Source organism: Peribacillus sp. NPDC094092, from assembly GCF_050279365.1.
Classification (GTDB): Bacteria; Bacillota; Bacilli; order Bacillales; family DSM-1321; genus Peribacillus.
Genome location: NZ_JBNNUC010000007.1, coordinates 35,444 through 49,703 on the forward strand (window position 1 = coordinate 35,444; position 14,260 = coordinate 49,703).

The window sequence follows — 14,260 nt, forward strand, 5'->3', positions numbered from 1 at the left end:
GACGGGAGCCACCGGTCCGACGGGAGCTACGGGTCCGACGGGAGCCACCGGTCCGACGGGAGCTACGGGTCCGACGGGAGCTACGGGTCCGACGGGAGCCACCGGTCCGACGGGAGCTACGGGTCCGACGGGAGCCACCGGTCCGACGGGAGCCACCGGTCCGACGGGAGCTACGGGTCCGACGGGAGCTACGGGTCCGACGGGAGCTACGGGTCCAACGGGAGCTACGGGTCCGACGGGGCCAACGGGTACAGCAGGATTATCGACGTTTGGTTATGTTTATAACCAGTCGATACAGAATGTACCTGTAGGGTCAGATGTAATCTTTGACACAAACGGACCTCTAGTTGGTATTACCCATACACCCGGGACAACGCAAATTATTCTGCCAACAACGGGTCATTATTCTGTACTTTTCGGGGTTACAACTGTAGTGGGAACTGGTAAACAATTTGCTTTATTCCTAAATAATAATTTGGTTCCTGGTTCGATATACGGCACCAATAATACTCCCCAATTGAATGGGAGAGTTATTGTTAACGTAACCTCTGCTCCAGCGACACTAACTTTAAGAAACTTCATATCCCAAACGGGTACCGTTACTTTAAATACACCCGTTGGGGGAACGGAACCAACTGTGGACGCTTCGGTGCATATTATGAAGTTAAATTAAGATAAAAAACCGGCCGATTATACATTGGCCGTTTTTTGTTTCAAACGGGAATATTTTTTGTATCTTTCCTTTATCATCTAAGTAGTATAATTTAAATTTGGAAAATGAGGTTAGGTGGGGGATTTATGAAAACCAGCATCATCATTTTAACTCACAATCAATTGGAATTAACAAAACGGTGTCTGGAAAGTATACGGAAATATACGCCGAATGAGTATGAGCTAATCGTTGTAGATAACGCATCAAAGGATGGAACAGTCGATTATTTGAAAGTCCAACCGGATGTGAAGGCGATTTTTAATCAGGAGAATTTGGGTTTCCCGAAAGGTTGCAACCAAGGGACAGAAATTGCGACTGGTGACAATATTCTTTATTTGAATAACGATACCGTCGTAACGGAAAATTGGTTAAGGAACATGCTTCGGGTTCTCTATATTAATGAAAAAATAGGAATGGTGGGACCAGTTAGCAATTATTGCGGATATCCGCAACAAATTGCTGTGTCCTATCAAGATGATAGTCAACTGGATGATTTTGCGCGAAAATATTGCATCCAGAACGAAGGACTTTCGATGCCTAGTAACCGCTTAACAGGATTTTGTTTACTCGTTAAAAAAAACGTATTAGATGAAATTGGGTTATTTGACGAACGATTCGGTTTGGGAAATTTCGAAGATGATGATTTATGTCTCCGCGCTAGAATAAAAGGCTTTGAGCTTATGATTGCCCTGGATTCCTATGTACATCATGAAGGCCATTCAACGTTTAATAACTCTGAAGTAGACTTGAATAGATTACTCAATGAAAATAGAGAGAAAGCTCAAGAAAAGTGGGGAAAAGACATTTATTCTTTACTATTGGAATTTGAAAAAAACATCTCAATTAGTTTATGTATGATCGTTAAAAATGAGGAAGATACAATTTCAAGGTGCCTTGACTGTGTAAAAGATATCGTTGATGAAATTATCATAGTGGATACAGGATCTACTGATCATACGAAAGAAATCGTTAGAACATATACAGACTTAATTTTTGATTTTGATTGGATCGACGATTTCTCAGCAGCACGTAATTTTGCCTTTAGTAAATCAACCAAAGACTATATTCTTTGGTTAGATGCAGACGATGTTCTTTTAGAGGCTGATCAGATGAAGCTTCTTGAGTTAAAACGTACCCTAGACCCCACTGTGGATTCGGTAACGATGCTATACCATTTGGGTAAAGATGAATCTGGAAACCCAGTTCTTAGCTATAGACGGAATCGGCTTGTAAAAAGAATCAAAAATTTCCAGTGGCATGGGGCTGTTCATGAGTACCTGGAAGTCGACGGATATATTATAAACAGTGAGGTTATTGTTACTCATAAAGGCATTCATCATAATTCTAAACGGAATTTACAAATCTTCGAACAACGAATCGCCAAAGGAAAAGAGTTTACTCCCAGGGACTTATATTATTTTGCGAACGAACTGCTGGATCATCAACAATACGAAAAAGCCATTGATTACTACCTTGAATTTTTAAATTCTAATAAGGGTTGGGTAGAAGATAATATTTCTGCATGTGGAAAATTAGCAGATATATATTATCATCTGGGTAATGAAGCAAAAGAAAGGGAATATACATTCAAGTCATTTGAATATGGTGTTCCTCGTGCAGAATTTTGCTGTAGGATTGGCTTTCAGTTTTTAAAGAAAAATGATTTTCACTCCGCAATATATTGGTACAAAACAGCCACTGAATTGGAAAAACCGAAAGATAACTGGGGATTTATTAACAAAGCTTGCTGGACATGGCTGCCACATATACAACTTTGTTTATGCTATTATCATTTAAGCGACTATAAAAAAGCTTATTACCACAACGAAATAGCACGAATGTATAATCCGAATGATGAAAAAGTATTGTACAACAAACAATTTTTTGAGGAGTTATTAAAAAAACAGAAACCGGAATTAGAGAACAACTGGATTTTTCATATACCTGAATTTGATTTTGAATTAGATCATCCGTCTATTGTTCAGGGATCTGCATGGGTTGGTCATCAACGTTTTGCCTATGATTTAGTAAGGTTTATGAAGCCTAGGACGATAGTAGAATTAGGAACTCATTGGGGAGTCTCCTTTTTTAGTTTTCTTCAAGCTGTAAAGGATCAAGGGTTGGACACGAAGTGTTACGCAGTAGATACATGGGAAGGAGACCCACATGCTGGCTTTTATGAAGATAATGTATACCAGGTCGTTTCCGAAATAGCAGAGAAATATTATTCAACTAATTCTTCCTTAATTCGCTGCAGGTTTGATGAAGCCCTGAATAGGTTTGAAGAGTCTTCGATTGACTTACTTCACATCGACGGGTATCACACCTACGAATCTGTTTCCCATGATTTTGAAACTTGGCTGCCAAAGTTAGCGGAACGAGGTGTGATTCTATTTCATGATATTGCTGTTAAACGCGGTGACTTTGGGGTTCATTTACTTTGGGAACAATTGAAAACTCGATATCATTTTATTGAGTTTAAACATTCATACGGTTTAGGCGTATTGTTTCCAAAAGGATATAACCAAGAATTTTCCCACGTATTTTCAATGAAAAACATTTTCCAAGATACTTATAGAACCTCCTATTAGGCTTAGATTAATAATCTAAAAGTTTATTATATATTAAAACCTCGATTAATCGGATATCGATGAATGGCTGTTATTCTTATGACGACGAAAGTTGCAGGAGGTTGGTTGTTAAGTTGAGAAAGACATTAGATGAAGTCATTTTAGCTTAGGTTCCATATTGGGTTTTTAATGAACTAACAGAAGCGTGGAGCTGGCTTTAAGGCAGCTCTTTTCTTATGGAACTAAAGGGGCAGGTAAGTTCAACAATTGGGCAAGATTAGAATAACACTTGGAAGTTAATTTGGATATTTTGGGGAATTAACTTTTTTGCAACATGAGTATAGACCTTCCCTCCTCAACCATCTCAATGAAATTCATATTTTCTTATTTTACTAAAAAAACCCCAATTTATAAAATGTATTTAAGTCATTTTTACTAAAATTCGCATGAGGAATGCTTTTTTTTAGATCATTCAAAAGAAAGATAGGTAGAAAGAAATGTGAAATAACCCCAATAGCAATTCAATAGAAAGGCAATTAATATTATTATATAAATCTTTTGAATTTTTAGAAAGATATATTTTTCCGTAAATCTTCTATTAACTAAGAAAGTAGGGAACATATGAAAATTTATTCATTCATTAAACGAACAGCGGCGATTACGCTGTCAGCTGGCTTGCTGCTATCATCAGCAAACACGCCTTTCATTCCTTATGCAAATGCAGCGAACATAAAGGCAGAAGACGTCTTGGCTTCGTTGACCAGTGAACAACGAAAAGCATTAAATCAACTTGAAATGACGGATAATGTCGGATTGCAAGGATTTAAAATGGCAGAGTTAAAAAAGGAGAAAGAAATCTCGGTCATTGTCCAGTTTAAATCAAAGCCGGGGAAAGTTGCAGTCTTGGATGCGAATGTAAAAGGAAAGAAGCTTTCTAAAAAACAAGCGGATGATCAAGTAGAAAAGGAACATGCTCAGTTTAATAAAGACATTCAATCGATTCTTCCATCTACTAATCTTAAAAGCAAGAAAACAGGTCATAAAATCACTTCTACCTTTAAGACCGTTTATAACGGGGTAGCTATGAAGATGCCAGCTAATCAGGTAGAGCAGCTTTTACAATCCGAAGTCGTAAAAGCAGTATATAAAGATGTAGAATTTAAGGTCGATCCGATCGCCATGGGAGAGAAATCAGCCCCTGGTACATCCGTTGAAAGTATTCCATATTTAAAAATTGACCAGCTGCACAATGAAGGTATTACAGGAAAAGGAATCAAAGTTGGGGTTCTTGATACAGGGATTGATTACAACCACCCTGATCTGAAGGGTGCATATAAGGGCGGTTACGATTTAGTTGATCAAGATAATGATCCAATGGAGGCAACGTACAAGGATTGGCAAGCGTCGGGGCAATCAGAATTTAGCTGGTCCGGTTCTTCCTATTATACTTCCCATGGAACACATGTTGCAGGTACCATTGCTGGACAAGGAACGAATGCAGAGGTTTCTGTGAAAGGTGTGGCTCCTGATGTGGGATTATACGCGTATCGTGTTCTTGGACCATATGGATCAGGATCATCTGAAGGGGTCATTGCAGGTATAGAAAAAGCTGTAAACGATGGCATGGATGTTATCAACCTTTCCCTCGGATCGGACATCAATGATCCTTATGATCCAACCAGTACTGCCATTAACTATGCTGTCCTTAATGATGTAACAGCAGTTGTAGCAGCCGGAAATGCAGGATCAGATGGCTATACATTAGGTTCACCTGGCTCAGCAGCACTTGCTTTGACAGTCGGGGCGAGTGACGTACCGATGGCGGTTTCTACTTTCAACGGGAAAATCGGAAATAAAGATTTGATCGAACTTGTTAGTTTGGCACGCCACTATTCAGACCATTTAAAGGAATGGGAAGGGAAATCCTATGAGGTAGTGAATGTCGGTTTAGGAAATAGCTCTGATTATTCCGGCAAGGATGTAAAAGGGAAAATAGCACTTGTGGAACGCGGAGAATTCGCCTTGGCGGAAAAGGTCAGCAATGCAAAACAAAATGGAGCAGCCGCCGTTCTTCTCTATAACAATGTGGAAGGGCAAATTAATGCCAATCTTGGAGAGTCCGTTGACTTTGTGCCGTCATTTTCTTTAACAAAAGAAGCGGGAGAAAGCATTAAAGCACAGATTCAAGCAGGTGAAGCGAATTTTACTTTCTCCAAATACGCGGATAAACAGACAGAAGGTGACCACTTAGCGGACTTTAGCTCAAGAGGCCCGGCAAGAGAAACATACGATATGAAGCCAGAAGTGACGGCACCGGGAGTAAGTGTTCTCTCAACAATCCCTTCTTATATGGTGGACGCTGAACATCAAGAAAACTATCAATATGCATATTCAAGATATTCTGGAACATCTATGGCTACTCCTCATACAGCGGGGATTGCAGCACTCATGCTTCAAGCGAATCCGCAATTAGAGCCGGAAGATATTAAAGCTGTTCTAATGAATACGGCAGATCCTCTCAACGGAGACTATAGTGTATTTGAAGTTGGAGCAGGAAGAGTTGATCCATACCAGGCTGTGTATAGTGGAACAAGCTTCAAAATTAATGATAAAACATTTGTTCCAGGTGCTGAGGAATTAATCAAGGTAAAAGAATTGACGGGCGGACTCAGCTTTGACGTTCACTATGCAGATAAAAAACTAAATCTAAAAAAATCAATCACTATTGAAAACCATGATAAAGTAAACAAAACTTTCAGTGTATCTGTAACTGAATCGAATGGTTCAAACAGCTTGAAGGAAAATGGAGTGAAGCTGGATATTCCAAGCAAAATTTCTGTAAAAAGTGAAGACTTCAAAAAAGTAACACCACGTTTGCTTATCCCTAAGAAAGCAAAGGATGGAATTTACGAAGGCTATATTACATTAACAAACAATGCAAATTCATCAGAGCAGTATCGGATTCCTTTCAGCTTCCGGACAATGGAAGATGGGTTTAATAAGGTTGGACTACTAAACCCTGCCTATTCCCCAAGCCATTTAAACCAAGTGGCATGGGATCCTATGCGTACTCCATTTGTATTTGCTGATTTTAACCTTCGTGCACCAATGGAAAAAATGGATGTCATTCTTCAAGACGGCAAAACAGGAAAGGACCTCGGGTTGGTCGGAACAATAAATTTAGAAAGCGCTTATGACAATGTAGATTATGGATTAAATGCATTTAATGGAGCTTATTATGAGTTTACAGGAAACTCAAGACAGCCCATTTCGGAAGAAGCAAGTTATGTGAAAAAACGGGGACATTACAAGTTGAAATTCATTGGTACAGGTTCTTCCGGGAAGGTTACAACTGAAACGCAGCATTTGCTCATCGATCTCGATGCACCGAGCTTCAAAAGTTCACTTGATGGAAAGTCTCCATTTATTGAATATAAGCCAGGTCAAGAAACATATCCATTCGAAATTCAAATCACAGATCCAACCATTGATGAACTAAAGAAATTGGGCGTAAATATCGATCAATCATCGAACTCGATGGTGTATTACTGGGGTCAAGGTGGTTTCCCTTCTACGCCAATTCCAATGGATAAAGAAGGAAAGTTTGTCGAAGAAATCGCCCTGGATGAATCCATCCCAGCACTTCAATTCCGCATGAATGGATATGATATGGCAGGAAACAAACCGGCAACAAAGCAATATTACTTTGTAAAAGAAGGTACACCTGTCGCGTATGCTATTGGCGAAAAATATGAGGTGAAAACAGGCGATACGGTAAAAGCAACGCTATCATTAGATAACCTTAACGCAGTGTCAAAAGCGGAATGGAACTTTAATGATGACGGAGGCAATGACAGTGGTTTAGATAGCGTAGAGTTAGTTGATGCCAAGCTTCACAGTGAATTCTCGGACAAAGCCTCTTTAACGATTAAAGATAATGTCGTTACTGTCCAATTTAATGAAGAGAGTAAAGCATTAGACCATGCAAAAGTCGTTGAGGTTACCTTAAAGGTGCAGGATGATCAATATACCCTTGGAGCAGCCATTAAACCGATTGTGAGCGTAACTGATGCTAATAATCAGACAAGCAGTGTGTTAAAATCTGATTTAAGTTGGAAGGTTAACCCTCAATTCTCAATGGCTAGGGGTTATGTCACTCCGCAAGGATTTAAAAATGAAGATGGTACTGTTACAGAGAAAAGGGATTGGAGCAAGGTTGGCGGTACAGTGAAAATCTTTGATTCAGAAGGAAATGAGTTCGATGCGACATCAACGGTAGAAGAAAATGGACAATATGTATTCAACAAGCTGCCGTTAAGCACAAATGACTTCACGATTGAAATGAAAATCCCAGGCCACTTTGTCACGAAAGAAAAACTAAATTCTGGTATAGGTTTTGAGCACAATGGTGAGTTATACGGTCAAAATCGCTGGATACCTGCCCTTGATATTACAGCAGGTGATGTGAACCAGGACAATGTCATTGATGTTCTAGATGCGATCGAAATTCAAAATGCTTGGAAAACAAAGAAGCGTGCAGCGGATATCACCTTTGATGGAATGGTTGATGCCAAAGATATGAAATATGTTCAAACAAACTATCTCAAGCAAAATGAGCATGTTGTGGATGCCCCAAAACCAAAGAAGAAGTATAAAGGTAAGACATTAGAATCAATTTTAGTTGAGTTGGGAATACAGCCATAAATATTAAAAAACACGATGAAAGCTTAATTTCATCGTGTTTTAACTTTTAAATAAAGTATAAAACTTTCCAAAAGTATTTATAAAGAAAGAGTATTCCAATAAGGTTGCGTTATTTGGATTTTCTTTTGAATAAAATATTGAGGTGGTTGGGAATTCGTAAAAAAGGAAACAATAGTGAATATTGAAAAAGCTAATAAATAGAGGAAGGGTATTAAAGTAGTCTTGCGCTTTTCTTAATTTTACTAGAATATATAGATTATATATTCATTTTTTCTATATATACTAGATAAAATTACAACCTAGAGGTGAAGCTATGATTGAGGGGAAACTTATCAAGTTTTATCGTGAAAGAGCGGGGTTGACGCAGGGGCAGCTTTGTGAAGGGATTTGTTCGGTTACACATCTTAGTAAGATAGAACGAGAGATAACAGAATATTCAGGGGAAATTACTCACTTATTATCCCAAAGATTGAATATCTGTCTTGATGATGAATTTGTGCGGTATCATAATCTTCAACAGAAACTAAAGTTATGGCACAACACGTTCGTTATGCAACAAAGCAAAGAATCAGAAATTTTAAAAGATGAAATCGAAAAAGAAACACTGATTCAATTGCCAGATTTTCAAGTTTTCTATCAATTACTCTCTGCAAGGTATTATTTATCTAATAATCAATTAGAAACAGCGTTATTAATTATTCAAAACCTGCAAAAAAATGAATCATCTTTTTCTCTGCAAGACCGCAATATGTTAAAGCATGTTCTAGGTATGTATTATTTTTACAACGGACAGTATCGAGATTGTATTCAAATTTTAATATCGATTGATCAAAGTCAATATAATCAATTTGAATATTATTACCATTTGGCACTAGCCTATCATCTTATTCATTCTAATATAATATCGTATTATTATGCAGAGAAAGTTCTTGACTATTTTCAAAAAACGTTAAATGTCATCCGAATAATTGATACAGAGACGATCATGTTATTACAATTAAATGCAAAGGAGCTTCATGATTTTGAAGAGACGAAAGAACGTTACGAACAATTAATACGTACCTGTGATACCATTAATGAAATAGACCGTAAATCAAAGCTCCTTAATAATCTTGCATTTGAACTTTACAGAAGAAAAAAATACAAAGAAGCATCCGAAATATACAAAGAAGCCATGAAACTAATGGATGAAAAGGTTCCTCATTATTTAACTGCATTAGATGGTTATATTAATACTTGTTATAAAGGAAAACTACTTTCAAACGAGACTTTATTGGAATTAGCACATAAAGGCCTTAGAATAGCAAAATCGACAAAATCGTATAACTGGATTTTTTTTGAATTACACCTTTATCAGCTTAATCATGAAGAAGACGATTACTATCATTTTATTGAGACTACAGCCCTTCCTTTTTTTAAAAATATGGGCTTCACCATGTTTATTGAACACTACGAAAAAAAACTCTTCCACTTCTATAACCGAATTGGTGCCGTTCAAAAAGCATTGGACCTTGCCAATTCTTACATACAAGGCAGAAAGAGCTACTATGATCATGAATAAGTCTTGATAAAAAAAGATACTCTATGCAGATGTTAATGCTGCATAGATTGGATTGAAGCTGAAAGTCAGCGTGAAAAAATAGTCAATCAAAGAAGAATTAAAATTGGAAAAGCAATTAAAAGTTTACTTGAAAAATATCGAATAGAAAATATGTAAAGCTGATAAGTCCATCAACTTAAAGTATGATGAACTATCAACAATTCGGCTACCTTACCTAGTGATATTTAGTCAAACAACTGAATTCCATTTATTATATAGATACTTTCCTGATCCATCCTTTATTTTAAGTGGTCTTAAAATGCTTGGAGGACCTCAAGTAGATTCCGTGTCTTCCATTTATAGGAATAAATAAGAAAATGAAACCTAATGACTGTTGTGTAAGGGATTGTTTTAACATTCAATATGATTATCTTGAACCTTTACTAAAAGTTCAGGGCTTTCTTTTATGGATAGCCTAAAAACGCAATCAAAAGTGATAATCTATGTTTTGGTATTTTATCAAAAACCTTGGTAGAATATTTATGAAGGCACTCTTCTTTCAAATAGAAGTGGAATGAGTGTAATAAACAGCGTCGAAGTAAATACAATTGACCCAACTGGTGCAGGTGATGCATTTGTCGGTGCTGCTTTATTTCAATTTGAAAATCTTGAGTCCTATGACACAACTCTTAGTGTTTTTAGTAAGCTTAAAGAGAGCATTCTTTTTGCAAATAAAGTAGGTGCGAAGGTAGGAGCGATTTCTTCTCTACCAAACGAAGAGGATATATATAAGATTTAGTCTTCATTGTTTTTGTTTCGGATTGTGAAATAATCGCGGTACACCTGGCTTAGGAGGCCTAGGTGCATCGCGATTATTAGTTTATATAAGCGGTTGTTCAAAAAAACGATGGAAGTTCAGCAGCCACTGATATAATCCGTAAGTTGATAGGAAAGTTACCACTTTTTCTTCAATAAATCATTTTTGCATCGAAACCATATAACCTATATCATATCAATATGAGATATTTTCCAATGCTCATTCTTAATAAGTTGCTCTAAATTTTCTTTGTCTCTTTTTTTAAAGTAATGGATAATTTGTTTATGCTGTTCATTCATTTGTTCTAATACGGCAAAAAGTTTTTCTTCGTCTTTACTCAAATAAATTTGTCTAACAAAACTGTTTTGCAAAGAATTAAGAAGGTCTATTAATGTATCGTTTTTACACTTATCAATATAAACTTTATGGAATTGATTTTGGTATTTTTGATAATCTGAATAATTTTTTTGTGAAATTGACAGGTCAATTTTTTTAACCAACTTTTCCATTAGATCTATATCACTTTCTGTAATATGCGCTATAGATAATGAGGCTGCTAAGGCGTCCAGCACACCAACAACTTGAAAAACATCAAGCTTTTTATTTGTATCAAGTTCTTTAACGATAAATCCTTTTCGAGGGAAATACTCAAGTAAATTTTCTGAGGCTAATTGTATCAAAGCTTCCCTTACGGGAGTTCTGCTCACTTCTAATTTCTCGCTTAGTGCTACTTCATTTATTTTATGCTTAGGAAGCAATGTTCCATTCTGAATTTCTTCAGCTATATGATTATATACAATGTCTTTAAGTGATTGGTATCTCTTTTTGATAGTCCTTCTCTCCTATGCTAAAAGTTGATACCATCTATTATACAATATACAATATAAAATTGAAAATTCTTGATTTTTAAATTAGCGTCGGCTTCTAAATTCTTCATAGGACTACTGTTTTGTAATATAGTAACTCACTATTACTTTCATTACTATCAGTTTCTAAGTTGAAACATGAAGCGAATGGAACCGAGTATAAGAATTTTTCATTTCAAATGAATTTAAGGAATGAGGGTGAAGGCGAAGGCGATCATTTAAGACTGCTACATGTATATAGAATATGGAGCATTATAAAAACTAGTTGTTTTAATTTGAAGGTATTTTTAAAATTAAATTAATAAAACATTGAAATGGCGAAGAGTCCAGTGTATTATATTTCATAATATGAATGATATTTCTGATTATTCAGCACATTATACAATATATAATATAACTAAAAAATATGCTGAGTTATTAGCTTTTTTAACTAAATACCTTCATATTAAAAATAGTGAAAAGTAATTTTAAGTAAGTAAAAAAAGGTAGTGGTGACAAGTATAAAGAAAAGGAGGGAACATTAAATATACAATATACAATATATAATATAATAAAATTTTGTTATAAGTTGCTAATAAAGCATCATTTTAAAAATGGCAAAGAATAAATTTAAGCAATAAAAAAAGGAGAAATAACAAGTACGGAAATGTAGGTAACTATTCAATATACAATATACAATATATTGTATAAATACGAACAACAAAGAGATGTAGCTGAAAAAACTATGAAAATTAGAGGTGAGAGAACATGAGGAAGCCAAACGATATACGAGACGGTACCAAGGCTGTATGGGCAGGAGAAAAAGAATCTCTTGCTTACAATGCAACTCAAGTTCCCGTGGTGCTAAGTGTAGCCTACAATTACGATGACATAGACGAGTGGCATGAAGTGGCCATTGGAAATAAGCATGGGTATATATACAACCGCATGGCAAATCCTACTGTTCAAGCTCTAGAGGAAAAAGTAAGAATCCTCGAGGGAGCTGAAGCAGCAATTGGTTTCTCATCAGGAATGGCAGCTATTAGTAGTACGCTATATACATTTTTAAGACCGGGAGACCGGGTTATATCGGTTAAAGACACATATGGGGGAACCAATAAAATCTTTACAGAATTCTTACCGAATCTCGATGTCGATGTGCAGTTATGCAACACAGGAAATCATGAAGAAATTGAAGCTGAAGTGACTAAAGGCTGCAAGGTTTTATATTTGGAGTCTCCTACCAATCCTACGATGAAGATTACTGATATTGAGAGAATGGTAAGAGCCGGAAAATCGGTGGGGGCATTGGTCATCATAGACAATACTTTTGCTACTCCCATTAATCAAAATCCGATTCAATTAGGAGTTGACATTGTAATTCATAGTGCCACTAAATTCTTAAGCGGACATGCTGATGCATTAGGCGGTGTGGTATGCGGCTCCAAAGAACTGATGAAAAAAGTCTATCATTATCGAGAAATCAATGGAGCGACGATGGATCCCTGGTCAGCCTATCTTATCTTAAGAGGGATGAAAACGTTAAAACTTCGGATACGTCAGCAAGAAAAGAGCGCAATGGAAATCGCAAAGTATCTGCAAAAGCAAAAGCTTGTAGAAGTGGTCAATTATCCTGGGTTAGAAACGCATCCGCATCACCATATTGCAAAGAAACAGATGAGAGGTTTCGGCGGAATATTAAGTTTTGTATTGAAAGGGGAGATGGACGCAATAAAAATTTTATTGCCAAAATTACAATATGCAAACAAAGCCGGAAATCTTGGAGCTGTAGAAACTATATATGGACCCGCAAGAACTACTAGTCATGTGGAATGTACTCTTGAAGAACGCAAAGCTCTTGGTATTCCGGAAGGTTTGGTTCGTATCTCCGTAGGAATTGAGGATACGGAAGATCTTATTTCTGATTTAGAGCAAGCTTTTGCTCATTTGGAATCACAACTACCAGTATCGGTAGCTGCAAATAAAGATATTAATAATGGAAGAGGTATGGGGATATGACACAAAAAATTGCATTGCTTGGATTTGGTGTAGTCGGCCAAGGATTGGCAGAAATTTTACAAGATAAAGGTGAGTCTTTACGCAGTGAACTTGGCTTTGATGCTAAAATTGTTGCTATTTCCGATGTCATGAAGGGCTCTCTTTATCACCCTGAAGGGTTGGATATCTCTCAAGTATTACAAGCTGTAAAGGAAACGGGAAAGCTGGAGAGTTACCCTGAAACCCCTGGGTTGATAAGGGGATGGGACAGCTTTAAGACAATCCTGGAGAGTAATGCGGATACCATTGTGGAGATTACTTTTACTGATGTAAAAACTGGACAACCCGCTATCGATCATTGTAAGACGGCATTTGAAAGTAAAAAGAACGTAGTAATGAGCAATAAAGGTCCCGTTTCTTTAGCCTACCAAGAACTAGCTGAGTTAGCCAAAAAGAATGAAGTAAGATGGGGCTTTGAAGGAACTGTAATGAGTGGAACACCAGCGTTGAAAATGCCTCTCGTTTCATTGGCAGGAAATAATATTTTCGAATTGCGGGGGATTTTAAATGGAACGACTAATTATATTCTGACCAAAATGGAAGAAGGATTGAGCTATAAGGAAGCATTAATTGAGGCACAAGCTCTTGGCTATGCAGAGGCAGATCCTACCAGCGATGTAGAGGGATATGATTCTCAGTATAAAGCTACTATTCTTGCTAATGTTGTAATGGATATTCCGATGAAACGAGAGGAAGTAGAATGTGAAGGAATTAGTCATCTTACACAGCAAGACATTCAATGGGCAAAATCTGAAGGGAAAAGGTGGAAGCTTATTGCTAAATGTAAAAAGGATGGTGATAAAGTATTCGCAAAGGTAGGCCCTGAAGCTATCCCTCTTACAGATCCTCTAGCTGGAGTTCTGGGAGCACAAAACGCTATTACGTATAACTGTGACTTAGCCGGTCCGATTACGTTGATTGGTGCCGGAGCTGGTCGCAAAGAAACAGGATTCTCTATTCTGATTGATTTAATCAATATGAGCCGTGGGCAATTATGATCTTGTACACCATTCA

At 37.0% G+C, this 14,260-nt stretch carries 8 protein-coding genes and 2 pseudogenes; 9 read left to right on the plus strand and 1 reads right to left on the minus strand.

The genetic code is table 11. The features are described from left to right. From ACQKNS_RS23970 to ACQKNS_RS24000, 7 genes and pseudogenes are all read left to right on the plus strand, one after another. On the plus strand, nt 1-673 hold a 673-nt coding region (locus tag ACQKNS_RS23970), incomplete at its 5' end, for a BclA C-terminal domain-containing protein (RefSeq protein WP_427645760.1). 125 nt (nt 674-798) lie between these two features. Continuing rightward, nucleotides 799-1,437: pseudogene (locus tag ACQKNS_RS23975) on the plus strand (glycosyltransferase family 2 protein); the annotation flags it as partial. Between the two features lie 129 nt (nt 1,438-1,566). Next, nucleotides 1,567-2,619 (plus strand): annotated as a pseudogene (locus tag ACQKNS_RS23980) (tetratricopeptide repeat-containing glycosyltransferase family 2 protein); the annotation flags it as partial. A 129-nt stretch (nt 2,620-2,748) separates the two neighbouring features. Further along, nucleotides 2,749-3,303 (plus strand): class I SAM-dependent methyltransferase, encoded by a 555-nt coding sequence (locus ACQKNS_RS23985; RefSeq protein WP_427645880.1) that lies wholly within the window; start codon nt 2,749-2,751, stop codon nt 3,301-3,303. A 600-nt stretch (nt 3,304-3,903) separates the two neighbouring features. Next, nucleotides 3,904-7,986 (plus strand): S8 family serine peptidase, encoded by a 4,083-nt coding sequence (locus tag ACQKNS_RS23990; protein WP_427645761.1) that lies wholly within the window; start codon nt 3,904-3,906, stop codon nt 7,984-7,986. A 313-nt stretch (nt 7,987-8,299) separates the two neighbouring features. Beyond that, entirely contained in the window at nt 8,300-9,547 is a 1,248-nt protein-coding gene (locus ACQKNS_RS23995) for a helix-turn-helix domain-containing protein (RefSeq protein WP_427645762.1), read from the plus strand. Nucleotides 9,548-10,064: 517 nt separating this feature from the next. Beyond that, nucleotides 10,065-10,325 (plus strand): PfkB family carbohydrate kinase, encoded by a 261-nt coding sequence (locus ACQKNS_RS24000; protein ID WP_427645881.1) that lies wholly within the window; start codon nt 10,065-10,067, stop codon nt 10,323-10,325. Nucleotides 10,326-10,528: 203 nt separating this feature from the next. Here ACQKNS_RS24000 and ACQKNS_RS24005 read toward each other — a convergent pair whose 3' ends face one another. After that, nucleotides 10,529-11,173 (minus strand): GntR family transcriptional regulator, encoded by a 645-nt coding sequence (locus ACQKNS_RS24005; RefSeq protein WP_283902758.1) that lies wholly within the window; start codon nt 11,171-11,173, stop codon nt 10,529-10,531. A gap of 783 nt (nt 11,174-11,956) precedes the next feature. Here ACQKNS_RS24005 and ACQKNS_RS24010 point away from each other — a divergent pair. After that, nucleotides 11,957-13,207: a cystathionine gamma-synthase family protein gene (locus ACQKNS_RS24010; protein ID WP_427645763.1), complete on the plus strand. Its 1,251-nt coding sequence runs from the start codon at nt 11,957-11,959 to the stop codon at nt 13,205-13,207. Next, nucleotides 13,204-14,244 carry a homoserine dehydrogenase gene (locus ACQKNS_RS24015; protein ID WP_427645764.1) on the plus strand — a complete coding sequence of 347 codons (1,041 nt, stop codon included), beginning with the start codon at nt 13,204-13,206 and terminating at the stop codon, nt 14,242-14,244. The genes ACQKNS_RS24010 and ACQKNS_RS24015 overlap by 4 nt, the downstream gene beginning before the upstream one ends. Nucleotides 14,245-14,260: the final 16 nt, after the last annotated feature.